Source organism: Aequorivita sp. 609 (genome assembly GCF_014212065.1).
In the GTDB taxonomy this organism is placed as follows: domain Bacteria; phylum Bacteroidota; class Bacteroidia; order Flavobacteriales; family Flavobacteriaceae; genus Aequorivita; species Aequorivita sinensis.
Genome location: NZ_JACJVM010000006.1, coordinates 114,962 through 141,586 on the forward strand (window position 1 = coordinate 114,962; position 26,625 = coordinate 141,586).

A 26,625-nucleotide genomic window follows, 5' to 3' on the forward strand; every position below is an offset into this window, starting at 1 on the left:
TTAACAGTTTTATCTCATGACCCAAGATAATGACCCTCAGTTAATAGCGCATTTAGCTAAAAAAGGTGTTGATAATAAAATGGTGATGGGCCATCCAGCAGGATTGTTCATCTTGTTTTTCACAGAGATGTGGGAACGTTTTAGCTATTACGGAATGCGTGCGTTATTGACGGTATTCCTAATTACAGAAATAGCCAAAGGAGGTTGGGAATGGACGAATGCTGATGCTATGCAGCTTTATGCTTGGTACACAGGTTTAGTTTACTTAACACCACTTATTGGTGGTATAATTGCCGATAAATTTACTGGATTTAGAAAAGCTATTTTATTAGGTGCATTAATTATGACCTTAGGTCACCTTTCTATGGCCTTTGAAATGATAGATCCAACATTCTTCTATATAGGTCTAGTGCTTATGATAGTAGGTAATGGTATGTTTAAGCCGAATATCTCTTCAATGGTTGGAAACTTATATCCAGATTCAAGTACTAAAAAAGATGCGGGATATACCATTTTTTATATGGGTATTAATGCAGGAGCATTTTTAGGAATGCTATTATGCGGATATATAGGTGAAAAAGTAGGTTGGCATTATGGATTTGGTCTAGCGGGTGTATTTATGCTATTCGGTATGCTGCAATTTTATTTTGGACGTAAAATATTCGGAATAATAGGTGAAGAACCAGGAACTCATACTCAAGTTGAATTAGATGCAATGGCTGGTGGAGCAGATGAGGAAGAAGAAACAGCTCCACATATTGTAAGAGATAGATTAATAGTTGTGGGTGTATTAATGGTTGCAAGTATGTTCTTCTTCTTTGCATTTGAGCAAGCCGGAGGGTCTATGACCGTTTTTGCTAAAGACTATACACAAAGAGTATTAGAGGGAAGTGCGGGAACCATCTTTAAATGGGTGGATGCCATCTTAACAATTTTCCCAATCATTATTGTGTCTTGGGTACTATATGGCTTAGGTAAGAAGATCTTTAAAGCGTACCCTTTAACTATTACTTTTACAGCAATATCATTCGTTATTATATGGATTTTAGGGGTTTGGAAAGTTTATAGAGAATTCAGTTTAGAGCAGACTGAAGTTACGGTATCTTGGTTTCAAATCTTAAACTCCTTTTTTATTATCACATTAGCTTCATCTTTCAGTAAGCTGTGGGAAAAAATATGGAATCCTTCAGGTCCAGTTAAGTTCGCAATGGGGTTAGCTTTAGTAGGAGTTGGTTTCGTGGTGTTATCTGTGGGTGCTAACAGTATTCCTCAAGGAGCTGAAACAGCATCAGTGAGTATGATTTGGCTAATCTTAGCTTATTTCTTCCACACAACAGGTGAGCTTTGTTTAAGTCCAGTAGGCTTGTCTTATGTTTCTAAATTATCGCCTAAACGATTAGCAGGTTTATTATTTGGTCTGTGGTTTACAGCTTCTGCAATTGCCAACTTTATTGCTGGTATGACAGGCTCTTATATCGATAAAATTTCGGAAACATATTCTATGTCTACTTTCTTTTTAATAATTGCTGCTATCCCAATTGCGGCAGCAGTATTATTATTGCTATTCAACCCGAAATTAAAGAAAATGATGCATGGTATAAACTAATTCTTTTCGAATATCGATGAATTGAATTAAGTAAACCTGAACATAAAACAGAAAGTAAGAAATAATTTTTTAAATATAAACTATTACTATGTCAGACGCATTACAGTATCAAAAGCAAAAGGAAATTTTTGGCCACCCGGTAGGACTTTATATCCTGTTTTTTACCGAAATGTGGGAACGATTTTCCTATTATGGAATGCGTGCTATTTTAGTCCTTTATTTAGTAGCAGAAACAACGAGTGCAAACCCAGGATTAGGTTGGACAAATGCTGAAGCACTATCGGTTTATGGATGGTATACTATGTTCGTTTATGTAGCATCGATTCCCGGTGGATGGATTGCCGATAAATTTTTAGGTCAAAAACAATCTGTACTTGTTGGGGGTATACTGCTAGTTGCAGGTCACGCCATACTTTCTATTGAAGAAATGTGGGCTTTTTACTCTGGACTTGGACTAATTGTAGCCGGTGTTGGTATGCTTAAGCCGAATATCTCAACAATGGTTGGAGGTCTATACAAGGACGGTGATATTAGAAGAGATAAAGGATTTACAATTTTCTATATTGGAATTAACATAGGAGCTTTCTTGTCGAGTATTATAGTTGGTTATGTAGGTGAGACTTACGGATGGCACTACGGTTTTGGACTTGCTGCAATTGGAATGGCTCTGGGGCTTATTCAATATTTAGTAGGACAAAAGCACTTAAAATTTGTTGGTAACAACACAAATAAATCTATCGATCCGGAAGAACAAGCTGCAATGAAAAGGCCGCTATCTAAGATAGAAAAAGACAGATTGATAGTACTGTTTATCTCTTTCCTTCTAGTTATTGTATTCTGGGGAGCTTTTGAACAAGCAGGTGGTTTAATGAATCTTTATGCTTCTGAAAAAACAGATCGTTTCCTACTTGGGTGGGAAGTACCAGCATCTTGGTTCCAGTCTCTTAATGCAATGTTTATTATAATATTTGGTACTGCTGTTGCAGCCTACTGGGCGAAAAGAAAATTAAAAGGGAAAATTTCATCCTCTCTCTTTAAGATGAGTATTGGTCTAGTAATTATGGGACTAGGTTTCTTTTTTATGACCGCTGCTGCTGGTGAGTACAACAACGAAGGTTCTTCGGCTATGTACTGGTTAGTATTAGCATATTTGTTCCACACCATTGGTGAACTTTGTCTTTCTCCAGTTGCTCTTTCTTACATTACTAAATTAGCGCCATTAAAATACGCATCGCTAATGATGGGTATTTATTTCGCGATGACCGGATTTGGAAATTTATTAGCAGGATTCTTAGGACAATCAGCTTCAGATTTAGGAGAATATACTGTTTTTACGGGAATAGCAATCTTCGCAGTTGCATTTGGTATATTGGTTCTTTTAGTGAGAAGAAAATTAGAAGGTCTTACTCATGGTGCTGAAGAAAATGAACGTGAAATATTGGAACAGGAACAGTACGAACTTGCAAATGAGGATATCAATTCAAGTAATTAATTTTTAGAGAGTCAATTAAACCAAACTACATACAAATGAAAACGGATATTGAAAATTTATTTAAAGACACTGTTTTAGGGCATCCAGTTGGATTATTTATTTTATTCTTTACTGAAATGTGGGAGCGTTTTTCCTTTTATGGAATGCGTATTCTATTGATATTGTTTCTAACAGCTCCTTTAATGAGTGATAACCCTGGTTGGGACTGGCCTCGTGAGCACGCGCTGTCTTTAATAGGTACATATGCTTCACTATTATACCTAACCCCAATTATAGGAGGTTGGATAGCCGATAAATTTACAGGATATAGAATTGCCGTTGTAATTGGGTGTATTGTAATGACGCTAGGTCACGCAGCAATGGCATTGGAAACAACAGCTTCATTTTATTTGGGCTTGGCACTATTAGTAATTGGAACTGGTTTTTTTAAGCCGAATATTACTTCTATTATTTCTGAAATGTATAAAACCCGTGAATCCAAAAAAGATGGTGCTTATACCATTTTCTATATGGGAGTAAACGCAGGTGCATTTTTCGGGATGATGTTATGTGGTTACTTAGCTGAAAATTACGGATGGTCTTATGGCTTTGGTTTAGCAGGAATTTTTATGTTCCTTGGAATGCTTCAGTTTATATTAGCTCATAAAATCTTCGGGAAAGTTGGAGCTAGACCTTCAAAGAAAAAAGATATAGTTTTAAATGTAGAAGAAGGTGCAGATAAAGAAGAAGTTGAAGAGGAAGTAGAAGCAGCCATAAAACTTAACCCATTTACTACATTTGATTATGTGTTAATAGTACTATCATCTATTGGTGGTTTATTGTATTTGTTTAATGATCCATTAGATACGATATATTCTAAATCCTTAGTTCCATTTGAAGTAGGAGGTATGAGTGGTACAAATGTGGTTGTTTTAGCGGCACTGGCAATGTTCTTAGTTTTATTAATTACACGTATCGCACGTTATTTACCTATAGTTAGAGATAGATTAATCGCAGTTACAATTTTTGCGCTTTTTACAGTGTTTTTCTTTGCTTTCTTTGAGCAATCCTTAGGATCGATGACCTTGTTTGCGAGCGATTATACCGATAGAAACCTAGAAGGAAATGCAGCTATAATTTTTAAGATAATTGATGGTTTATTAACTACCATTCCGTTGATTATTATAACGTATGTGATTGTATTAATATTTAAAAAGACATTTACTAAAATTGGTGCCTCTAATATTGTTTTAGCAATAGCTTTTATTCTAGTTTGGGCATTGGTATTATATCGTATTTACGATAAAGCTTTTTCAGAAGAATTAAAAGTAGATGCTACTTGGTTTGGAATTCTAAACTCATTCTTCATTATTACCTTAGCACCGTTATTCTCAAAATGGTGGGAAAGTAAATACAATCCGAGTGCTGCAATGAAGTATGGAATTGGGTTAGTTTTACTAGGTCTTGGGTTTGCTATTCTATCGTATGGTGCATCCGATATTCCTCCTGGAGCAAGAACGGCTTCTGTGAGTATGATATTTTTAATTTTAGCATATCTATTCCACACTATGGGAGAGCTTTGTCTTTCTCCATTAGGACTTTCATACTTAAGTAAATTAGTGCCTGCACGAATGATAGGTTTTATGTTTGGAGTTTGGTACTTAGCAATTGCTGTAGGGCAAAAAGCTGCAAACACTATGGGAGGTATGATTGACAAAATTTCTGAGGAGTATTCTTTAGGAACTTTCTTCTTGATTTTTGCAGTGGTACCAATTATTGTTGGATTTATAGCAATGCTTTTAAACCCAGTATTAAAAAGATTAATGCACGGAATTCGTTAATGCATATTACATTAATTTATAAAAAACGTTCCATTTTGTGGAACGTTTTTTGTTTCTTTACTTTTGAATTACTAAAATGAATTTGATGAGAAATATTTTAATAATTGTTTTCCTGTTTACACTAGGTAGTGTTAATGCTCAAAAGATAAACTGGATGACAATGAATGAAGCCTTAGCAGCCCAAAAAGAAAATCCGAAAAAGATTTTTATGGATGTTTATACCACTTGGTGTGGTCCTTGTAAAATGCTAGACAAAAATACATTTAGCGATAAAAGTGTGATTGAGTATATAAACAAAAACTACTATGCAGTAAAGTTTAATGCAGAAGGTACAGAAGAAATAAAGTATAAAGATTTTACATATACTAACCCAAACTATAATCCAGATAGAAAAGGTAGAAACTCACAGCATTTATTTGCTCACGCTCTTAAAGTTAATGCTTATCCAACGGTAGTGTTCTTTAAAGAAGATGGTGAGTTAATTCAAGCAGTGCCAGGATACAGAACTCCTAAACAATTGGAGATATTTCTTAAAATGATTCAAAATGATGATTATTTAAAAATAACAACTGCTTCTGCTTGGGAAGAATATCAAAAGAATTTTAAATATACATTTTAGAATAACCACTAAGTTTCATATTCGAGTTATTCTAATAGGAAAGCTCCTTGTTTAGCTGTATGGCTAAATGGGAGCTTTTTTAATTTACAAGTTTCCTCCCATCTATCTACATAACTGTGGTAGTTGCTTCCATCGGCAATAATTTGGCTTGGATTGATACTATCGATAAGCCTGTTGAGGTTTATTTTCGGGCTATTGGATAAAATGATTGTATGAATGTTTTCGTGCTTTGGGTAAACACCTAAGCTATCGATTATCAATATTTTCTTGTCGTTATATTTAAAAATAAATGGAAGTGTCTTTTCAGAAAATGATGTAATATTCTGTTTGGTTTTAAATGCTTTTATTGGATAATCATGAGATAAGTTTTCAGTTGAGTCACTTTTAAAAATGCTAAGGTCTTTACCATTTTGATAAGCTAGAAGGGTTTGCCTGTTTTTTTGAAATACCACTAATTGACTTCTCGAATATCTATTTTCATCATAAATATATACTGAAATTAACAAGGCAATAGTTACTAACGATGTAATTAACCTAGGGTAGGTTAACTTTTTAAGACATAAAACAAAGGCTATAATTGTTAAATAAGCACTTATGGTTTTTAATGTAGAAAAATGTATATCGCCAAGTAAAAAGTGTTCTTGAGTAGCAATCCAGTTAATAAACCAATTCAATTGTTCTATTAGGTAATTGTAGATTTCTGCTAGCCAATTGGGCAAGAAATCAAAACTTGCTAAAATCACTATCAAGATGCCACCACACATTATTATTGATAAAAAAGGAAGGATAACTATATTAGTAAGAAGAAATAAGCCAGGAAACTGATTAAAGTAGAATAAACTTAATGGCAATACTCCGATTTGGGCACAAATAGTTACTGCAATTAATGTCCAAACCTTACGAACAACTTTATATCTTGAATAACCAATATTTTGAAAAATAGGAAGTAACCAAATTATAAAGAAAACGGCTAAATAGCTTAGTTGAAATCCAACTTGAAATAGTAAAAACGGTTTAATAACCAATAAAGTGAAATAAGAAAGGAATAAGGTGTTTACAGCGTTTGTGTCGCGGTTTAATACTTCGGCTAAGGCGAAGAAGCTAAACATCGTTACAGCTCTTGTAACGGACGGTGACAAACCTGAAAGTAAAGCAAACCCCCAGAGAGATAAAACTATAGATATTACTTGTATTAATGAACCGTACTTAAATCTTGAAAGAGGTTTTAATAAAAAGCTTAGTACAAAATAGATGATACTTACATGTAAGCCTGAAACAGCAAGTATGTGAACCGCTCCAGCCGCTGCATATTTTTCGTATAGATTTTTATCTATATCTTTCTTTTCCCCTAAAACTAATGCTTGAATGATTGCTCGTTCATCTGTTTCTAATTTTGTTTTCTGAAGCTTTTCTATAATTCTAGCACGACGATTTTGAGCAAAACCTCTTAATGTTGGGGCTCCAATTTGATGTTTTATAATTTCCTTCGGAGATATATGCAATTTCCCATAAACCCCTAGTGATTTCATATATTTTGAATAGTCAAATTGATGTGGATTTAAAGGTTTAGGGATCTCAGAAATAGTTGAATAAACTAATATAAGATCATCAACTAAAAACCTGCTTTCTATAGAGTCTTTAGAAACATTTACTAAAATCTTTCCTTTTGAATTGTTTCCATTTACTTCATAAATTTCGGCCAAATACTTATGGTTAAAATTATCATCATTTAAAGTTTCAGTAATTTTTAACTGAAGCATTTCAGGAATATCTGAAGTTGTAATATGTGTATAGTGATTTGATTGGAACATTGGCAACCGCATCTGATAACTCACATATCCAATGGCGAAAAAACATAAATATGTTACAATTCCTAATTCTACAGATTGAAAAATTCGTTTACGTGCCCAAAACCAGAATAGCACAAAAACAAATAAAAAAGCTAAAAGATAAGGCAATAAAAATGTTGTAACAGGGTAGAAGTGTGCAGAAAGAATCCCTATTGTAAGAAAAATTGAAAACCGAACTATTGCGAAGTTTATGAATTTCATAAGCCTGGCTTTTGAGTAAAAATGAATTCTTATAAAGATATAAGATGTTTCGCTATATTCAATTTTTTAGAATGCCAATATTCAGTAAAACAGTTGTTTACGAATTTATATAACTTGTTTTGAGTTTTCAATACCTTTTAAAACGCGTAGTCTGCCCGGGCCATTTTTTAGCGCTAGGTTATAATGTGCTGCTGCTTCTTCATTTCGGTTTTGGGAGAGTAACCAGTCTGCATAAAGTTCGTGGGTAGGCTTGTGAATTGTAGGCGGGCCAAAGCTGTAACTGATACTGTTTTCAATACTAATGGATTCTTTAAAATGTTGTTCGGCTAGATTAGAGTCACCCTTTAGCTGGGCGTGAATTGCCAGAAGTTGGTTTTGTCTAATTTTAGCTTCTTTTAAATCCATTTCATTGGCCTCATCTCGAGTAACAGCAGAACACAATTTAGAACTCCCTTTTGAAACTACAAAAGACTCTCTATTATAGTCTTGCTCCATAACATCGATTACGCTATCTAATTCTTTTAGATTGCCGTTAGTATATGCTTTCATTCCTTCTATAAAGTGATACTGTGAACGAATGGTAATATTTAAATCGTTTATATCTAATGCTATGTTTGCAATATCACTATCCCATTCATCTGTTTCGGCTAGATACGTTCCTTTTAAAAATACGAGGTGAGTTCTTGCCTTTTTAGATGGTTTTTCGGTAGCGTATTTTTGCATATCTAATACCATTTTTCTCGCTTCCTCATAATTTCCTTTTTGAAGATATCCATACTCTAGCCAATGAAAAGCATGATATCCACGCGCATCATTATCTAATCCCTTTTTCTCCATTCGGTTCAAGCTGGCTTGATAAGAATCTATATTTGAAGAAATAACATTATCCCACATTCCCATGGCAACATAAATATGTGAAGGCATATGTAGCGCATGACTAGCATCTGGGGCTACTTTTGAATATATGTTAGCAGCGTCTAAAGCAAGGTTGGCGTGCTCGGGATCGTCATAGGAGTGAATTAGATAATGCAATGCTCCTGGATGTTTTGGATTTTCGTTTAAAATACCTTTTGCAACTTTGGCACCTTTTCCATAAATAACATCATCTCTGCCCTCAGCTACCGAACCTAATAGTGATAAAGCATAAAAGGCTGAAACTTCTTGGTTATCAGGATATTTGTTGTGCAGTTCCTCCATATAATTCGAATAATTGATATCCCTTTGTGTTTTATCAATTCTTGGTTCATAGAGTATACGCACAGCTTTAATTAAATCCTGTTCAATTTCGTATTCATTACTATCTAATTTAATTTTATCCAGCTTACTTAAGGCATTTGTTGCAGCCTCATAATCTTGTTCTTGCCATAAACTATGATTATAGGTCATCGCTTCTCCCCAATAAGCCATTGCCATTTCTGAATCTTCCTCTTGTGCTTCTATAAAAGCATCGCGGGCATCTTCATATTCAAAGGAATGTAACAATAGAAGTCCTTTTTCAAAATAAGGTTGAGCACTTTCTTTACCACTTACAGATAAATTAACAACACCTAATCGAATGTTTTCTTTCTTTTGTTGTTTACAGGAAATAATTGTAAACAGAATTAAAAAATAGGTTATATATTTCATAACTAGTGGTTTATAGATAGTTTAAAGGTAGTCATTTCATATTTCTTCTTTAGCTAAACAAGCTTTTTTTTTGAACTAACTATTACTTGAACCATGCTTTTGCTTTTAAAGTTGAGTCCATGTTTCAAAACCTGTTGTTAAGGATTTACTGGCATTGAAACAGTAATCGGTTTTAATACTGTATGTCTTTTCTGAGCTTCTATACTATCTGTACGATCTAGCATGGCTTTAAATTTTTCCATGTCTGTTACTTCGAGTACCAACACTATTGAATTAGGATCATCTGTATCCTGATAAGTTTTAAAACTAGAAACTGAGGGTGAAAATAATTCTACCCGATCTTGATGGCCTTTAAGCCATGTATTAAAATCGCCTACTTTGTGGCGTCCTATTACTGTTGTCCTTGTATTGTAATTTAAATTGTTAGTGCATGTCTTATCGGTATCGTGATACTAAACTTTGTTTAATATTGATATAGTAGGTTTGCTTACTACTCCACCAATTTTCATAGCTGCTTGTCTTTGCGGGTCGCTCATTACTTTGTCAAATAATCCCGGTTCATCAGGTATCTCGAAAATCATGGTTACATTGTTTGCATTTGAAGCCGAATTGTAAAGATTTTTCAGTTGAACTCCTTCTTTTAGAAGATTGGACTGATCTGCGTCAAAAATTTTTTTCCATTCGATGAAATTTTTCACCTCGTGTTGAACAATTACTGTTTTCATTGTATTGTGATTTATTTTATGAATGCCTACTCTAAACGGTTTTCAGCTGCTCCGATATTTATATTTTAATAACGTAAAGTTTTAAGAGTTTTCATAATGTCCCGTTTTATTGATGTTTATGTACTTCCAATTCAATCTCGATCATAAATTCTGGAATAGCCAATTCTTTTACACCAAGCCAAGAACCGGTTGGAAATTGCTTTTTATAGATTTTTGTACGATATCCTGCAACTTCCAAAAACTTTGGCATATCGATAGTGAATACATTTTCTACAACCACATCGTCAAACGTGCAACCAAAATGTGTTAAGATTTTCTCTAAGTCAGCATAACAATTTTTCATCTGTTGTTCCAGATCACCAATGGCTGTTGGGTTACCATCATCGTCCATACTTACGGCACCAGAGATTTTTATATCATCTCCAATTTTTATGGCGTGTGAATAGCTATAAGCTTTCTCAACATCGGGACGTAGGTGAAAATATTCTGGAGTTGTTTTGATTGTCTTGGATTCTCTAGGTTCATTATTTAATGATTCTGAGCTACTAAGATTCCTTTTAACTTTTGAGTAAACGATTCCTGTTATGGCGGATTCTTCACTGCTATGTGGATCTTGGCTTTGAACTTGCACACTGGATAAGCAAACAAATAGAAAGATTAGATATTTGTGAATTTGTGATTTCATAGAATGTAATTTAAGCGACTTTACGCCCTTGCAAGAGGTTATTCACAAAAGGCGCAGAAGACGCGTAAGTTTTTATTTTCTGTCGGCAACTTTTACATTGCCATTTATGCCACTTAAATCTGGACGGAAAATCCACAGTTCGGTTTCACCGCCTTCAGTAACTGCCATCCAGTCATTTAAAAACTCTTTCCAACTTCCTTTACCATTAACGATCTCGTATTTCTCAACAAATCCGCGATCTTGACCTAGCCAAGCAGACTTGTCAAAAAATGAAATCACCGCAAGATCTCTTCCTTCCTTGGTGCTTGAAAATTCATTAGTATAGATTCCATAGGTGTCATTTGGACTTTTTTCAGAATATACATCGTATACTTTTTTCACCAACTTCATGGCATCTTCATACTTTCCTCTTTTTATATCCCAATAATCTACTTCCATATTTTTTATGGTAAAATCTTTTGGGAATCGAGAGAGTTCATTGCGTCCTCGCCAATAGCTTTGAGAACCACTGTCTGCTGTCATATACGGAGCTACATTGTTGTTCCAATCGGTATCATGACCGTCTTTTTGAGCGGGTCTGTTATCTAAAGCACTCCAAGGGAATGGTCCCATAACCCAAACATAGCTTCCAGTATAAGGACCATTAGAAATCCAATAAACTCGTCCTGCATAAGGTCCTTCGCCATGAAATTTTTTGTTATGTGCTGCTATTCCTTTTTCAAATTGTGTTACTTGAGTAGGATTGGGGATTAATATTGCATTTTCGAATACGCCGTATTCAGCATTGTTCTGTGATATTGCCAATAATGGCAATAAAAGAATTATAAATATCAAATTTTTCATAATGTTTCATTTGTGTCCGTCATTGACGAACTGGTTATTGTGTAATTGCCTTTCTTAATAATTTGATTGATTTTAACACTAGGCTTAGTCCATAAGTTTTGGATTGTAGTAAGCTGTTTCACGAGTTATTTTGCCATCTTCATTAAAATACATTTGGTAGTGTATAGGAACTGTAATAGCTTTTTTGTCGGATTTACGCATTAGGTTAATGTTCCACCAGGATTGCACTACATGGGCGTCTCCCATTTCATAGTGTAAGTAGTCTGGATAACCAACAATTTGTACATCTTTAATATCATACTTCTCAAATAATTTTTTGTCAATTTCCTTTTGCTCAGCAAGTGAAATGCTCTCAAAATCTGGTGAACTTGAATTAACGAAACGGGCATTGTCATCATAAAAACCATAAGCTTTGTCAAAATCTTTGTTTTCGAAAGCATACATTAGATTGCGAACGGTGTTAATGAATTCGTGGTGATTATAGATAGTGCCGTTTGTACGGTTACTATTACTTTGCCCCACTTCTCTAAAAATATTGTTATTGTTATAGGTTATGATAGTTTGTATTTTGTTGTTTTTGTTAACAATAAATAGACGATGTATGGGTTGATTAATCTTTACTCCAGTTTTTTTGTGAACGCCTTTCATATCTTCCCAAGTCTGTACCCAAACAACATTTTTTTGATTGTCATCTTTATATTCTAATGCATCTGGATATGCTCCTGGAGAACGTGATATTGAAAAATAATCTAAAGCATCATTCCAACTTTTTGCAGAACTTGAAAAGCTCTCTTTATCAGTTCCTTTATTATTAGGATTGATATTGTTGCCGTTATATGCCATAAAATCTTCTGCTAAATAACTTGCAACTTTATCGGTGTTACCGTCTACGAAAGACTTAGTCATATCTTCTACTACTGTAATTGCCGGATGGTCTATGTAAATAGTACCGTTCTTTTTTGCGCTGTGGTAATGAAACTTATTAGCATCATTACAATTAAAATTTTTGTCTTCATTGGTTTATATATTTATTTGGTTAATACTCTATTTAATTTTACTGTGAATAACCGTGTAAGGCTTGTTGAATTGGGCTAAATTTCATTTGTAATTCTTTGCTAGCGAGGGCATTTTCATAAATAATCTTCCCCTTATGCTGCGAAGGTTGGTGGTTTAGCATCAAGTTCATGTCGCTAATGGTATAAGTTTCACTGCTTAGTAAGTAGTTTTTATTGTGTAATCCAGAAATAGTTGCAGCTTTAAAGATGGCTTCAGCAACATCCTCTACATCTACTAATGCGAATTCTGCATTGATATCGTAAAGCATCTGAACAAATGGGTTTGGGGCTATTTTATTTTTAATAAGAAATTGTAACCCAGTAGAAGTGGAGTCTTCTCTTTTTGACAATGATTTCCCCATAACTCCTACTGGCGAAACTGAAGTGATTTCATAGGATAAATTTGGATTATCCTGTATAAATTTTTCAACCGTTTGGTTTGCTATAAACTTGGCTTGTGCATAAGGATGACTTTCGGAGTTGATGTATTTTTTATCGGATTCATTAAAACTTTCTGAGTTTGTTTTTCCAAATGAAGGCAATGGAAAGTTTGTGTTCCACGCAGCTACCGAGGCAATAAAAACAACCTTCTCTATTAATGATGATTCTTTTAAAGCTTCTAAAAAATTTTCAGTGCCTTTTATTGTTGGATCAAAAAGTTCGCTTTGAGGGTCTTTTACATCTAACTGAAAAGGTGTGCCGCCGTGAACTACTATTTCGCAATCGCTGATAAAATCTTTTAAAGCTTCTAAATTCTCAACCTTTAACGGACTAATATTCAAATTGTCTGAATTTTCAAGGTTGAAAAGATGCTGATACTTTTCACTCTTTTTAATGTCAGTAACCGATACTTTTACGTTAAATCCTTCCTCTAAAAATTTCCTTGTAGTATAGCTTCCTATAAAGCCTGAACCACCTATGATGCCTACTGTTTTCATATTCTGTTTTTTATTGAGGTAAAATCTGATTTGGGATAAACTCTTCATCGCCCTTATTATCATTATTCATCTTTTTGAATATTTAAATTATAAACTGGTTGAATCTTTCATTACAGTTGTTTCAGCTTGTTGTAGAGATTGTATATCGAGCATGATTTTGGAGACATCCCAATAGCCAAATTCTTTTACAACCTTACCATCTACAAATTGGGCGGTTATGTGCGCAGGTATAGTGTAGGTTTTGTTGTTTGCCGCAAGTGTCCCCTTCCAAGTACCCCAAAAGTTTACATAAGTTTTACCTTTATCTGTTACGACCATCTCAAAATCAGATTCGCCATCAACATAGTTCCAGCTACTAAAGAGTGCTGCATCCTCTTTGCCCATTGCTATTTCTTCGGCTATAGTCTTGCCTTCTTTTTCAATGACGTTGTTCATTATCTTAGCGGTATCGGCGTAGTGACTAGCAAGAGCATCCCAGTCCTGTTTCTCGTAAGCATGAATTATTTTCTTATAAGTGTCAATTTCGGGGGACTGCTGGGTGTAGCGCATATCTTGTTTTTGACAAGCAGTACACGAAAGAATCAATACAAGTGCTAAAAAGAGTATCCTTTTCATAATAGATTATTTTAATATTAGTTTCTAGAATAGTGCAAGGTGTGCATCTAAGTAACTGACAATCAAATGAAATAAAAAGGGGTTTAGGACGAAGCGTCTTTATTACTGTCCGGAGAGTGAGAATTAGTTGCTAAAGGAAAATTAAATTTAGAATTCAGTATTCTGAAGCATTATATAGTTTGTAACCGCTTAAGAAGTTCGGTGCGCATTGCTTTACTCATTGGAATTGCTTTCTTTGAAATTACTACATGAGTTCCCGCTACTTCATCAATTTGGGAAAGATTAATAATGTAGGATCGATGAATCCTGAGGAAGTGTTTCTCTGGAAGTTTGATATCAATATCTTTTAAGGTCATCACTAAAAGATATTCTCGTCCCTGCGAAAAGATGCGACAATAGTTACGGTCTGCCTCGATGTAATAAATATCTTTAATATTTATTTTTAGCATTTTGTCGTTGTGGCGTACAAAAATACGATCGTTTAAAATTGTGTTACCTGTATTACCGTTGTTTAAACGATAATCAGTACTGCTAGTTTCACCGTTGTTAGGACCAATCTCAATTGAAATTCTATCAACAGTTAATTCGATTGCTCGTTGTAGGTCTAGTTTTTTAAATGGTTTGGAAATAAACCCATAAGGGTGTGTTTCCTTCGCTCGATTAAAATGCGCTTCGTCTGAATTCGCGGTTAAATAAATAATTGGAATTCTAAAATACTTTTGAATTTCTTGGGCGGTTTGTATTCCATCCAATTCCCCTTTTAACCTAATATCCAGTAAAACAATATCTGGTTTGTCTATTCTTATTTGTGACAGTGCTTCTTCACCTCGTGGCAAAATACCTGTAACTTCATAACCAAGTTCGGTTAGTTGTAACGAGATATTGGCTGCAATAACCATTTCATCTTCAACTATCAATATTTTTATTGCAGTTCCCATTTAGGCTATTTTGAAATTTTTAAAGTTGAAAAGTACTTCAGTTCCATTTTTATGGTTTTCCGAAATTGTTCCGTTTAATTGTAGCGTAAGCAATTGAATAAGCTGGGTGCCGAATCCAGTTCCTTTTGCTTTAGTTTTTTTGACTTTACCAATTCCGTTATCTGAAACTTTTAAAAATAATGCTTCATTTTGTTTATTAAGGCTAATTTTTATTTTGCCCTTCGTTCCTTCTGGGAAGGCATATTTTAATGCATTCGTCAAAAGTTCGTTTACAATTAAACCTATGGGCACGGCAGTATCTACATCTAAGTTTAGATCGTCCATGGCACATTCTATTTTCACCTTTTCTTCCGCATCAAAAGTGTCGAGCACGCCTTCGCTTAAATTCATGAAATAATCTTTCATTTCTATACTGCCTAAGTTTTCTCCTTGATATAACTTTTGGTGAATAATACCCATACTTTGAACGCGATTTTCGCTGGCAAGCATAGCTTCCTTACTAGCGCCATCTTCCAATTTTGCAGATTGTAAAGCGATAAGACTTTTTACCAATTCTAGATTGTTTTTTACACGATGGTGAATTTCTTTTAGCAACAATTCGTTTTGCTTATTCTTTGCATCCAACTCAGTGTTTAATTGCGAAAGCGCCTTTCGTTTTTTACGAATATTCTTTAAGGTAAAATACATTCCAAAGAGAATTATAGCTAGTAATCCTGCAACACCAATATAAAGCCATTGGGTTATTCGTTGTTGTGTAATTTTTTCCTGCTGACTCAAAATTTCGATGTCTTTCTGTGCAGTTTCATATTTCACCTGAAGTTCACTGTCCTTGCGTGCAATTATGGTATTTAAATATTCTGTATGACCTTGTTCGTAAAGTTCGTGATATTCAAGTGCGTTTTTATAATCACCTAATTCACCATATATATTTGAAATATGCATATAGTTTTCCCAAAGGTTTTTGGTATTGCCTATACGTTTCATTATTTCAATCGCTCTTAAGTTGTAGGGTAGAGCTTCGGCATATTTTCCTTGTAAAATATACACGTGGCCAATATTTGCAGTTGGTGGCATGGTATACCGCAGCAGACCTATTTTTTTTGCACCCTCATAGCAACGATTGTAATCTGCAATAGCATCATCATAACGTTCCATGTATTTGTAAATATTTCCGCGGCCGTTGTAGCAAGCTAAAAGAGGGGCATCCACAACTCCTAATTGTTTGTAAAGGTTGATAGCACGATTCATACTGCCTAGACTTTTATCTAAGTCACCTAAAAATAATTCATTCTCCGCAAGTCGTCGATAGGAGAGAGGTAAATCATCTTTATAACCGTGTTTTTCTTGAATAGCTATTGCCTTTTTGCAGTATTCTGCGCCTTCAGCATAGCTGTCTGAGTAATAAAGTAGGTCGCTTATTTTTGTGTAGCACTGTGCAATGCCGCGCTGATTGTCTATTTCTTCATATAGAGCTAATGCTTTAAAGACAACTTTAGACCCTTCGTCGTACTCTGCAGTTCCACTGTAATTTGTTGCCAAAAGTAGGTAGGTGTCTGCCAATTCTTTTGGCATATTTTGCTTTTTGTAAACCGAAATAGCTTTTTGTAAATAAACAATTGAAGAGTCGAGTATGGTATGGTCTTCGTGCCATTTTGCCAAACCGATAAACGATTTTGCAAGGGTTTTATAATCCTTGCTTTTTGTTGAAATTGCAATAGATTTCTTGAAATTAATGAATTCTGATAGCGTGTCTTTATTCTTCGGAATAGATTTTTCCGAGTTTAAATACGAATTTTTAAGCGTGTCTTCTTGGTTTTGAGAAGGAGTGTGAGGAAGACTACTCCACGAAACGCAAGCTAATACTATAAAAAGTAATAGTCGTTTCATCGTATGTTATTAGAATTTAAATTTACAAAGAAAATTTTTTTTATTAGTGAAAAAGCTGTTTTATTTCAATTAATTTGTTGAAAATGAAAAAAATACAGATAAATCTATTAAATAAATACGAAAAACCCTTCCTGTACTAATAAAATAAAGGGAAGGGTTTTCTTCTGAATTAGAGGATGTAATTTTTAGCTTTTAGAAGTACTCAATCTAGCCAAAACGTATGCAGAAATAGCCATTACCATATCTCGAACTGCCACATCAGGATGATGCCACGTTAGGAGTAAGCTTAACCCTATAAGTATAAGCCATAAAGAAACGATATATGCTCCTAGTTGAGTTTTAGTAAAAACAATAATTCCTGCAATTATCTCAATTACTCCTACAAGCATCATAAATGTTGCTCCGGTAAACGGGAGCATATCCAAAGTCGAGGGTGCAAGATAGGTATCCCACTGCACTAAAATGTTTGAAAATTTATCCAATCCAGCTACAATAGGAACTATTGTAAAGGTATACTTTAATAAGGTTTGTAACTTATTGATTTCAATGTTGTTTGTTATTGTTGCCATGGCTCTAAAGATTTATGTTCTATTGTTTTGATGCAATAAACTATAAGTGGTTACATATTTTGTAACTTTATAATAATTGCGGCATCTAAAAAGAAAACGAAACAATGAACTCAACTCAGACGGACAGATTCGCATTAACTAAACTATCTGATACTCAGATTGTAAATCGGGTGTTAGCAGGTGAAAAGGAATTGTATGAAATTCTATTGAGACGTTATAATCAACGTTTTTTTAGGGTAATAAGAAGTTATATTAATTCTGAAGCAGACACTCGAGATATAATGCAAGAAGCTTACGTAAAGGCTTACCTCAAATTGTATCAATTTAGAAGTGAATCTTCCTTTTCAACTTGGTTAACTAGAATTGGAATTAATGAGGCATTACAGTTTATTCGAAAACAGAAACGCCAGTCTACCAATTATGGTTCAACAGAAAGTCTTGAAAATATAATTCACTTGCCAGATACCAATACAATGAATCCAGAAAAACAAGCCATAAAATCTGAAACGCGCATTTTAGTTGAACAAGCTGTCGATTTGTTACCAGAAAAATATAGAATTGTTTTTGTTCTTCATCAAGTGGAAGGATTGTCTAATTCTGAAATTGCCGACTGTTTAAAATTGTCTGAAAGCAATATAAAAGTGCGGTTACATCGTGCTAAGAATATGTTGAGAGATGAGCTTTTTAAAACAACACTCGATTCTTCTATTTATGAATTTGGAAATAAGAAATGCGATTTAATGGTAGAACACGTCATGGAGCGCATTCAATATTTACCATAATTAGTCCTTGTTTTGAACTATTATGAAGTTAGAATTTATTTGTTTTCATAGGTTTATAAGTTGATTTTATGATGCTTAACTGTGAATGTTATCACAAAAACAGTCTTCCAATCGAGATAATAGCTGCGAAAAACCTCCACGGAGAAAATTAGACGTATATTCGCCGCATATTAAAACCGTCTTCTTAGTTTTAAAGGTTCTTGAAAAGACCACATTCTAAAAGCGCCGCGATATACTATCTCCAAGCGCAGCGGTCTTACAACTTAAATAAATTTATGACATTTAAATCACTTGGGCTATCCGATGCCCTGCTGAAAGCAATCAGCAAAAAAGGATATGAAACGCCTTCGGCTATTCAACAAAAAGCAATTCCTTTAATTTTAGTACGAAAAGATGTGTTGGCTTCAGCACAAACAGGTAGCGGTAAAACTGCTGGTTTTGCATTGCCATTATTACAAATATTACAAAACCAACCAACCTTGCACAAACGACCAGTTCGTGCGCTTATACTTACTCCAACTCGTGAGTTAGCTGCTCAGGTACAGCAAGAATTTAAGGATTATAGCGAATTTACAGACCTACGATCAACTGTTATTTTTGGTGGAGTAGGAGCTAATCCTCAAATTAATGCACTGCGTAATGGTGTAGATGTTTTGGTGGCAACACCGGGACGACTCTTAGACCTTCATAATCAACGTGCGGTTTCACTTTCAAAAGTTGAAGTCTTAGTTTTGGATGAAGCTGATAGAATGTTAGACATGGGCTTTGCTCGTGACATCAAAAAAATACTTGCACTACTTCCTTCAAAAAGGCAGAATCTTTTGTTCTCTGCAACTTTTTCAAAGGAGATAAAAAAACTTGCTAATGAATTTCTTCATCAGCCTGTTTTAGTAGAAGCAACTCCAGAAAATACTACAGTAGAGAAAATTGATCAAACAGTTTATAGAGTTGATAAAAATCTTAAGACTGATTTAATTATAAAACTTATTTCTGAAGGAAATTGGCAACAGGTTTTAGTTTTTACAAGAACTAAGCACGGTGCCAATCGCTTAAGTGAAAAACTTGAAAAAGCGAAAATTACTTCAGCTGCTATCCACGGAAATAAAAGCCAGGGAGCTAGAACTAGAGCTCTTGCAGGATTTAAAGAAGGAAAGGTTCGCGTGTTAGTTGCTACCGATATTGCAGCTCGAGGACTAGATATTCCATTACTTCCGCATGTAATCAACTACGAATTACCAAATGTTTCTGAAGATTATGTTCACCGTATAGGAAGAACAGGTAGAGCGGGAGCTAGTGGAGAAGCGCTATCATTAGTTAGTCTTGATGAGGTTGGATATTTAAAAGATATTGAAAAATTGATAGGAGAACGCCTACAAGCGAAAACCCTTCCCGATTTTGAACCTACTGAGACTATGGCCGATGTTAAAGAAGCTGAAGCAGAAAAGAAAAGACAGAAAGCGGCCCATCATAGTCGCGGTCGAAATACTGGTAGAGGTAAAGCCCCTTCAAAAGGGAAGAGCACCCGATCTAGTAATAGACGATAAATTAAACCTAAAAAGGGAAGCTAAATTTAGCTTCCCTTTTTTCATTATATTCTAATTCGTTACTTCCGCTTTCTTATCTTAACTTTGCGCCCTAATTGCAATGAAAGAAAGCCTTATCAAATTTATCGACGCCTTTTACTTTTTGTTTCGGCGTTTTCTTCCTTTAAAAACATATCGGTATGCGGTCTGTGGAGGAGGAAATTTGGTGTTTGATACATTCCTATATTTTATTTTTTACAATTTCATAGTAGCAAAACAAAATGTCGATTTGTTTTTTGTAGTGCTAAGCCCACATATTGCTTCTTTATTTTTTGTGTTTCCTATAACCTTTGTGACTGGGTTTTTACTTCAGAAATTTATCACTTTCGAGAAGTCTAATTTGCCGTGGAAAGTTCAGTTTTTTAGGTATTTCTTAGTTGCCATGGGAGCGCTAGTGCTTAGTTATATATGTATGAAGTTATTTGTTGATTTGCTAGGTTTTTATCCTACGCCATCAAAAATACTCACTGTGTTTATCGCCGTTGCATACAGTTACATTCTTCAAAATAAATTTAGTTTTAAAGTAGTTTAATTAGTGTTTTTGCTAAATACAAAAGGCACGCCTACCAAAGTAAACGTGCCTTTTATCAATTCTTTATTTTTAGAATTACATACTGTCTACAAATTTTAAAAACACCTTTTTGTGTAGATCCAGGTTTAAATTTGGAGAAAGGGCTACACGAGCGATATAGTCTTTATCACCTTCTTTAGTTGTTCCTTGAGTTGAGGTTGCCGGAATCGTCCAGTAACACCCTTTTAATTGCCCATAACTCACGCAGTATTTACTCTCGCTTGGAATTTCAGTAATCATTAAATTGATGAGTTTGTGGTTTAAAGCTCGTTTATATGTTTCTTTTTCTTCAGCAGAATTCCCTTTTGTAGGTAAATCCAATGAGAAAACAGAAGGAGTAAAACCTTGCTCAGCCAATTCTTCTGAAACAAAATTAATTTTAGCATCAGGTAGTGCTTCGTGAATAAAGTTTACAAATTCGCGTGTGTTTTCGTACGCATCGTGAATTCGTTGATTCATAGACGGCAATTGTTTTGCAAGTATTTCATATTGAAGTTGCGTAGCTTCGTTATCACATAAGCTTAGATGTTTTTCAATCTTCTGCATCAGAGCTTCCGTTTTGTCATTACCTGCGCAATATCCTGCTGTACAAAGTCCGCCACTTGGAAATTTAGAACCACTAGCAAAGGAAATTGTTCTTACTGTTGAAAGCATTTCACCTTTTCCTAAGAAGTGAACGTTCGGACAAAAAGTTTGATCTAATATAAACACAGGATCTATAGCCACTTTGCCATTTGCAGTTGTGCGCTCCTTACTTAAAACCTCTTTTAGCTTTTGAAGGTTTGGAACTTCAACTCTAGGGTTAGTAGGGATTTCAGCAATGATATACGGTACAGCATCTTCTTTAGCAATTTTAGCCAAAACCGTGTCAATACTCTGAACCATATCGTTATCTCCATCAACTAAGAGATCTTCAATCTCAACATTTTTGATAATTGCAGCAACTCGTCTTGCTTGGTCGTTTGTTCCTCCATAACAGTTTGGTGGGACAATAAACCTGATGTCTTTCCCTTTGTGGTTTTCAAGAGCATCGTGAACAAGCCCCATCATTATGGCATATTGAATAGATAAGCCACTAGTTGCAACTAAAGGTTTTGATGTTGTACCGGTAATTTCTTTAATCGAATCTAATACTTTTTCCTTATCAGTTTGACTGATATCTATAGTTTCAATTTTAGAATTTTCAACTATTGCTTTTAAAGCTATCAAACAATTATTCGGCGTCATAGCAACAGTTTCTCTTCTTCTTACGTGCTGTATATCGGAAATATAGCTTTCATTCTTTTCGCCGTTTGCTATTAACAAACTTCCTAGATGTCCGTATAGATTAATATAGAAATCAACATTTGAATTAAGGTCGGTTTTAGAAATTTTATCTTGATGTGAAATCAAAACTGTACTTCCGTCAAATTCAGAAATATCGTCTGCGTTTTCTACTTTCTTTACCTGAAAATTATACCCATAAACTTCTTTCAAAACTCCAGTATTAAAAAATTTAGGAAGCTCATCTGTGTATATGATTTGAGTGCTTTTATTATCGAAATGGTTTTTTCGTAGAATAGCTAATATAGGAATTGTATTTGATTGAAAACTTATTACGTTTTCAGATTTCAAGTTATCAAGTTTAGCAATTGTCCATTCTAAAACACAAGATAGTGGATGCCCTAATCTAATATAATCGTAGGCCGTAGGTAATTCGGAAAGTTCCTTTGTATCGGCATTATTTGCAGCATACAAGTTTTCAAACTGCTCTAAAAACTGTGTTTTTGCTAAATCTTCATTATAAATATCTAGCCGATGTGTGGTTAGTTTTAACCAGTCGGCAGGCATATTTTTTATTACGGTGTCTATATAATTCAATAATTTATCGTTATTCATATATTTCATATTAGGTAAGCAGTAGTTTAAGGTTACTAGATTTGTTTTAAAACCTTTTAGCCACAATTTATAATTTGATTAGCCATAGGCTAAATCTAGAACAAAGTTAAAAAGGAAAAACCGTAATACATTTTTGAAAGCTCTTTTAATACAAATTTAGCTTTTGGAATTATTGGTTTTTGAACTCTCTGCTCTTTCGTTTTAAAAAATCAAGAATTTCAATGGTGCTTTGTTTTATTGTTTTTTGATAGTCTGGATCAGCCTCGCAGAAGAAAATAAAAGAATAGATTTTCAGTTTTTCAATATTTAATTCATCTGTAAAATAGGTTTCTGGAAATTTATCAAGGAGCGTTAGGGTTAACGCTGCGGTTTTATCGAATTCCAAACGTTTTTTTAGCATTTTAGTCCTTCCTGAAATCATATTTACCACCGCATCTACAGGTCCAGAATTTGCTGCGTACAATTGCCTTTGTGTTTTAGTAAGTTTTGGTTTATCGGCATTTGGAATTCCCATGCTAGTTGCTGTTATTGTTTCCTGTATTGGAATTATTTTAGCATCAGAACCTATGTATCCAGTAAGGGGTTTTCTTAAAGTAACTGTGCCTAATTCGTTCATCTTTTCATTAAGATGAATTATGATTTTCTTGTTAGTCATTTGTTCGGCACCGATAATTAATGTTTTTGTTTGAATATGAATAGCGGAAATAGAAAGCGTATCTTTTTCTTTTACCGAAATTAAAAACCTCCCATTTGCATCGGTAACGGTTCCTTTATTTGTAGAAGCATTAAAAATATTGACACCTTCAACGTCAATATCGTCGGCTGCATTAATATTTCCTTCTAATTGTTGTCTTTGAGAATATAAACTGCTGCTGAAAAGGATTATCAATAGTACCGTTAAAAATCTAAAAAAAAATTTTGTTTTTGTTGCGTGATAAATTTTGAAAATCCCCGTCATTAATAAATCGATTAGTTATCGAATTTAATTCAAAAATTAGTAAGGATTTTTAGACTCTAATTCTTTTAACTAAGAATTAGTATTTACTTATAACAGGTTAAGTTTATTTCGGTCCAAAATTAACTTAAAACGCCCCTTTCCAAAGAAGGAAAGAGGCGTTGCTTTAAATGCAATATCTCTGTTTATTAGCAGCAGCTTGAAGCTGGACCACAGCAAGAAGTGTTGTCTTGAATGTCTGCTAGTTTTAATTTAGGTTTGTTTGATTTCTCGCCTTCTTTTTCTGCGTAAACAGTAATACTAAATATTCCTGTATCTGAATTATTAAAAGCGTTTACCTCTTCATTTGAAAGATATTTTTCAAGAATATCATCTGGAATAACAATTGGTTTTTCCTTTTGAATTTGAACATTTACAAATCCTGCATCTTGAATAAATTGAAGGTATTCTTGTTTCTGAATTGCTCCAGCTACACATCCTGCATACATTTCGGCGTCTTCTTTTAAGGCATCAGGAAGATTGCCAACTAATACAACATCAGAAATACTGAAATGTCCTCCTGGCTTTAAAACTCTATAGATTTCACCAATAACTTTTTGCTTGTTAGGAACAAGGTTTAATACACAGTTACTTACAATTACATCGGCGGTGTCGTCACCAACCGGCATTGCGTCTATATCACCTTCTCTAAACTCAACGTTGTTATAGCCTAATTTATCAGCGTTCATACGCGCTTTTTGAATCATAATAGGAGTGAAGTCGATACCAATAACTTTTCCTTCTGCACCTGTTTCATGTCTAGCAACAAAACAGTCATTACCAGCACCAGAGCCTAAATCGATTACAGTATCGCCTTTTTTAATGTGTGCAAATTCTGTAGGAAGACCACATCCTAAACCTAAATCAGCATCTTCAGAGTACCCCTTAGTTTTGGAGTAATCGTCCATCATAATGTTGTAAACTTTATTTGATGGAGTGGTTGCGCCACAGCAGGAAGCTGCATTTTCAGCTTTGCCTTGTTCTGCGATTTTGGTATAACGTTCTTTGACGATATCTTTTAATTCTTGTTCGTTTTTCATAGTATATGTTTTATGTGTGATGATGCGTATTTGTTTAGCAGCACTCTGTTGTAAGAATATCTTGGTCTAAAAATTCGTGCATAACTAACTTCATTTTGGTCCAATTTTCTTTATGAATACAATAGCAAACCTTAGTACCTTCTATATTTCCTTTAATTAATCCTAAGTTTTTCAACTCTTTTAAATGCTGGCTAATAGTAGGTTGGGCTAGTCCGATTTCTTCAACCAAATCACCACAAATACAGGTGTTGATTTTGAATAAATGCTGAAGAATAGCTACGCGAGCTGGATGACCAAAGGCCTTTGCAAAGTTTGCAATTTGATTTTGCTGTTCTGTGAATTTTTCAGATTTAGTGATTCCCATTTTTTGAGTTAATTAATACATTGCAATATTACGATTAAAGTATGAAAATATTATTAATGCATTTAATTTTTATAATAAATTTGGCAAAGTGAATTTCTAATAAACCAAGAAACGTGTAGAATTTCGCTAAGGAAATCTTACACGTCTTTACGCTTAGAAAAATAGAAGAATGAAAATTTCTATTTAATAATTATTTTTTGCGATGTAATTTTATCTTCATTTGATATTTTTAGAACGTATTCGCCTGCACTTAAATCACTTACTTCAATAGCTGTAGAAGTCTGATTATTATTGATTTCACTTTTTACTTTTCTACCGTTTATATCAAAAATTGAGATTGTCGATTTCAATGTGTTAATAGGGAAGTGTATTATTAAAACATCATCTGCAGGCACTGGAAAAACTACGTAGTCCAGAGTATTTTGAGTGTTTGTACTCAATTGTATATCGTTTCCTTCAACTACTTCGTAAGTCTTGTTTTTATTAATATCACTAAAAGTTTGTACTGCGCCTGAAGGCCATTCTATGATTATTTCAGAAATATTAGTAGCATCACCCAATCCAAAATGATTGGTGTAACTATTTTGACTACAATATCCACTTGCAGCTTCAATTTGACGCATCTGCCAAATTTCATTTCCATTAATCGTAGCTTTTACTTTAACCTTTGCACCTATGGCTGAACCGTTAGACGGATTTCCAACACATTTAATTTTAATCCAATTATTTCCACTTCCAGTATTTTTAAATAATGAATTGCTTTGGTTTTCGTTTAGGGTGTTTGCTAAAATAACATCTAGCCAACCGTCATTATTGTAGTCTCCAAAAGCACAACCAAAAGTATTTCCTTGGTGGTTGGCTAAACTGCTAGTTGTATCTTTTGTGAAATTTCCAAAACCATCGTTTATATAAAGTGAATTTGTAGTTTGTCCGGTATAATATGCATTGCAAACAAGTAAATCTAAATCACCATCATTATCAACATCGGCAAAGGCAGAGCCAAACGAACTTCCAATTTCCGAAGCGATTTCAGAATTTACTTGTTCTATGAAAGTGCCATTTTCATTGATAAATAACTGGTTTGCTTGTCCGTTCCAGTTAGCAACAAATAAGTCGAAATCACCATCATTATCTACATCTGCCCAAGAGCTTCCAGCAGAGTTTTTTCCGTTTTGAGTAATAGATAAATTGGTGATTTGTGTGAAGTTGTTAGGTCCATCATTTCTGTATAGCGAATTTGTAGAATTGTTTTCATTGGTTATGAATAAGTCACTGTCGCCATCACCATCATAATCAATCCAATTAATTGAGCGGGAAGCAAGAGTTTCATTAGTAATCGATAGACCAGTTACCGCTTCAAAAGATCCATCACCTTGATTTTCGAAGTATAGGTTTCTAGTAGAAACTATACTGTTTGTAATATAGGCATCCATATATTGGTCGTTGTTGAGGTCTATCCAATTTGCCATTTCAGAGTAGGTTAAAGGCGCTCCAATAGCGTTACTCGGTTCATAGTTAAATGTGCCATCGCCATTGTTTCTATAGAAATAATTTTTCTTTCCAACACCATTTCTACCATAGGTTACTACCAAAGCATCCAAATCTCCATCATTATCAACATCGGCGAAACTCGCGCCATCTGAACGGTCGTTGTCTAAAACTATGTCGTCTGTTGTAACCGTGGTAAAAGTGCCGTTACCATTATTTATGTACAGCATATTGTTTTGACCTGATGCAGGGCCGTTGGTAAAGAAAATGTCGTCCCAACCATCTCCATTTACATCAACAAAGTTAGCACTTCGCGAAGCAGATGGAGTTGTAGTAATATCGTCCAGAGTTGTCTCTTCAAAAGATTGGGCATTGGTGTATTCTGAAATTAATGCAATGAAGCAAAAGCTAAAAGGTATAATAGTTTTAATCATAACAGCTTGGTTTTTTAAGTTT

At 34.3% G+C, this 26,625-nt stretch carries 24 protein-coding genes; 7 read left to right on the forward strand and 17 right to left on the reverse strand.

Going from position 1 to position 26,625, the window contains the following annotated elements; translation table 11 throughout:
* Window positions 1–16 precede the first annotated feature (16 nt).
* From H4O20_RS03950 to H4O20_RS03965, 4 genes are all read left to right on the forward strand, one after another.
* Window positions 17–1,606, forward strand: coding sequence for a peptide MFS transporter (locus tag H4O20_RS03950; protein ID WP_185098343.1), 1,590 nt, complete (start codon window positions 17–19; stop codon window positions 1,604–1,606).
* A gap of 88 nt (window positions 1,607–1,694) precedes the next feature.
* The gene (locus H4O20_RS03955) at window positions 1,695–3,098 is read left to right on the forward strand and encodes a peptide MFS transporter (protein ID WP_185098344.1); all 1,404 of its coding nucleotides are present in this window, start codon (window positions 1,695–1,697) and stop codon (window positions 3,096–3,098) included.
* 35 nt (window positions 3,099–3,133) lie between these two features.
* Window positions 3,134–4,918, forward strand: a complete 1,785-nt coding sequence (locus H4O20_RS03960; protein WP_139855377.1) for a peptide MFS transporter — start codon at window positions 3,134–3,136, stop codon at window positions 4,916–4,918.
* 85 nt (window positions 4,919–5,003) lie between these two features.
* On the forward strand, window positions 5,004–5,537 hold the full coding sequence (locus H4O20_RS03965) for a thioredoxin fold domain-containing protein (protein WP_185098345.1): 534 nt from the start codon (window positions 5,004–5,006) through the stop codon (window positions 5,535–5,537).
* Window positions 5,538–5,563: 26 nt separating this feature from the next.
* Here the strand turns inward: H4O20_RS03965 and H4O20_RS03970 are convergent, their stop codons facing one another.
* From H4O20_RS03970 to H4O20_RS04025, 12 genes are all read right to left on the reverse strand, one after another.
* Window positions 5,564–7,588 carry a ComEC/Rec2 family competence protein gene (locus H4O20_RS03970; protein ID WP_185098346.1) on the reverse strand — a complete coding sequence of 675 codons (2,025 nt, stop codon included), beginning with the start codon at window positions 7,586–7,588 and terminating at the stop codon, window positions 5,564–5,566.
* 105 nt (window positions 7,589–7,693) lie between these two features.
* Window positions 7,694–9,214 carry a lipopolysaccharide assembly protein LapB gene (locus H4O20_RS03975; protein WP_185098347.1) on the reverse strand — a complete coding sequence of 507 codons (1,521 nt, stop codon included), beginning with the start codon at window positions 9,212–9,214 and terminating at the stop codon, window positions 7,694–7,696.
* A gap of 137 nt (window positions 9,215–9,351) precedes the next feature.
* Entirely contained in the window at window positions 9,352–9,477 is a 126-nt protein-coding gene (locus H4O20_RS15115) for a hypothetical protein (RefSeq protein ID WP_260402631.1), read from the reverse strand.
* Between the two features lie 189 nt (window positions 9,478–9,666).
* Complete coding sequence (locus H4O20_RS03985; protein ID WP_139855372.1) at window positions 9,667–9,939, reverse strand: DUF3764 family protein; 273 nt, start codon at window positions 9,937–9,939, stop codon at window positions 9,667–9,669.
* Between the two features lie 106 nt (window positions 9,940–10,045).
* Window positions 10,046–10,441, reverse strand: coding sequence for a RidA family protein (locus H4O20_RS03990; protein ID WP_139855484.1), 396 nt, complete (start codon window positions 10,439–10,441; stop codon window positions 10,046–10,048).
* Between the two features lie 255 nt (window positions 10,442–10,696).
* Window positions 10,697–11,467 carry a hypothetical protein gene (locus tag H4O20_RS03995; RefSeq protein WP_221442707.1) on the reverse strand — a complete coding sequence of 257 codons (771 nt, stop codon included), beginning with the start codon at window positions 11,465–11,467 and terminating at the stop codon, window positions 10,697–10,699.
* Between the two features lie 84 nt (window positions 11,468–11,551).
* Window positions 11,552–12,373 carry a nuclear transport factor 2 family protein gene (locus tag H4O20_RS04000; protein ID WP_260402632.1) on the reverse strand — a complete coding sequence of 274 codons (822 nt, stop codon included), beginning with the start codon at window positions 12,371–12,373 and terminating at the stop codon, window positions 11,552–11,554.
* Between the two features lie 148 nt (window positions 12,374–12,521).
* Window positions 12,522–13,460, reverse strand: coding sequence for an NAD-dependent epimerase/dehydratase family protein (locus H4O20_RS04005; protein WP_185098348.1), 939 nt, complete (start codon window positions 13,458–13,460; stop codon window positions 12,522–12,524).
* An 87-nt stretch (window positions 13,461–13,547) separates the two neighbouring features.
* Window positions 13,548–14,075 carry a nuclear transport factor 2 family protein gene (locus H4O20_RS04010; RefSeq protein WP_185098349.1) on the reverse strand — a complete coding sequence of 176 codons (528 nt, stop codon included), beginning with the start codon at window positions 14,073–14,075 and terminating at the stop codon, window positions 13,548–13,550.
* A 170-nt stretch (window positions 14,076–14,245) separates the two neighbouring features.
* Window positions 14,246–15,013 carry a LytTR family DNA-binding domain-containing protein gene (locus tag H4O20_RS04015; protein ID WP_185098350.1) on the reverse strand — a complete coding sequence of 256 codons (768 nt, stop codon included), beginning with the start codon at window positions 15,011–15,013 and terminating at the stop codon, window positions 14,246–14,248.
* Complete coding sequence (locus H4O20_RS04020) at window positions 15,014–16,900, reverse strand: tetratricopeptide repeat protein (protein ID WP_185098351.1); 1,887 nt, start codon at window positions 16,898–16,900, stop codon at window positions 15,014–15,016.
* 185 nt (window positions 16,901–17,085) lie between these two features.
* Complete coding sequence (locus tag H4O20_RS04025; RefSeq protein ID WP_185098352.1) at window positions 17,086–17,469, reverse strand: hypothetical protein; 384 nt, start codon at window positions 17,467–17,469, stop codon at window positions 17,086–17,088.
* Between the two features lie 104 nt (window positions 17,470–17,573).
* Here H4O20_RS04025 and H4O20_RS04030 point away from each other — a divergent pair, with 104 nt between their 5' ends.
* The 3 genes from H4O20_RS04030 (at window position 17,574) to H4O20_RS15305 (ending at window position 20,366) form a co-directional block, all read left to right on the forward strand.
* Window positions 17,574–18,251, forward strand: coding sequence for an RNA polymerase sigma factor (locus H4O20_RS04030; RefSeq protein ID WP_185098353.1), 678 nt, complete (start codon window positions 17,574–17,576; stop codon window positions 18,249–18,251).
* 275 nt (window positions 18,252–18,526) lie between these two features.
* A complete protein-coding gene (locus H4O20_RS04035; RefSeq protein WP_185098354.1) occupies window positions 18,527–19,795 on the forward strand; it encodes a DEAD/DEAH box helicase in 1,269 nt (422 codons plus the stop codon).
* 100 nt (window positions 19,796–19,895) lie between these two features.
* Entirely contained in the window at window positions 19,896–20,366 is a 471-nt protein-coding gene (locus H4O20_RS15305) for a GtrA family protein (protein ID WP_139855363.1), read from the forward strand.
* Between the two features lie 75 nt (window positions 20,367–20,441).
* On the opposite strand, the gene H4O20_RS04045 is transcribed toward H4O20_RS15305, so the two are convergent.
* From H4O20_RS04045 to H4O20_RS04065, 5 genes are all read right to left on the reverse strand, one after another.
* A complete protein-coding gene (locus tag H4O20_RS04045; RefSeq protein WP_185098355.1) occupies window positions 20,442–22,283 on the reverse strand; it encodes a PLP-dependent transferase in 1,842 nt (613 codons plus the stop codon).
* A 169-nt stretch (window positions 22,284–22,452) separates the two neighbouring features.
* Window positions 22,453–23,172, reverse strand: a complete 720-nt coding sequence (locus H4O20_RS04050; RefSeq protein ID WP_185098356.1) for a carboxypeptidase-like regulatory domain-containing protein — start codon at window positions 23,170–23,172, stop codon at window positions 22,453–22,455.
* A 254-nt stretch (window positions 23,173–23,426) separates the two neighbouring features.
* Window positions 23,427–24,317, reverse strand: coding sequence for an arsenite methyltransferase (locus H4O20_RS04055; protein WP_185098357.1), 891 nt, complete (start codon window positions 24,315–24,317; stop codon window positions 23,427–23,429).
* Window positions 24,318–24,351: 34 nt separating this feature from the next.
* Window positions 24,352–24,681 (reverse strand): helix-turn-helix transcriptional regulator, encoded by a 330-nt coding sequence (locus H4O20_RS04060; protein WP_185098358.1) that lies wholly within the window; start codon window positions 24,679–24,681, stop codon window positions 24,352–24,354.
* 179 nt (window positions 24,682–24,860) lie between these two features.
* Window positions 24,861–26,603, reverse strand: coding sequence for an FG-GAP-like repeat-containing protein (locus tag H4O20_RS04065; RefSeq protein ID WP_185098359.1), 1,743 nt, complete (start codon window positions 26,601–26,603; stop codon window positions 24,861–24,863).
* Between the last annotated feature and the right edge of the window lie 22 nt (window positions 26,604–26,625).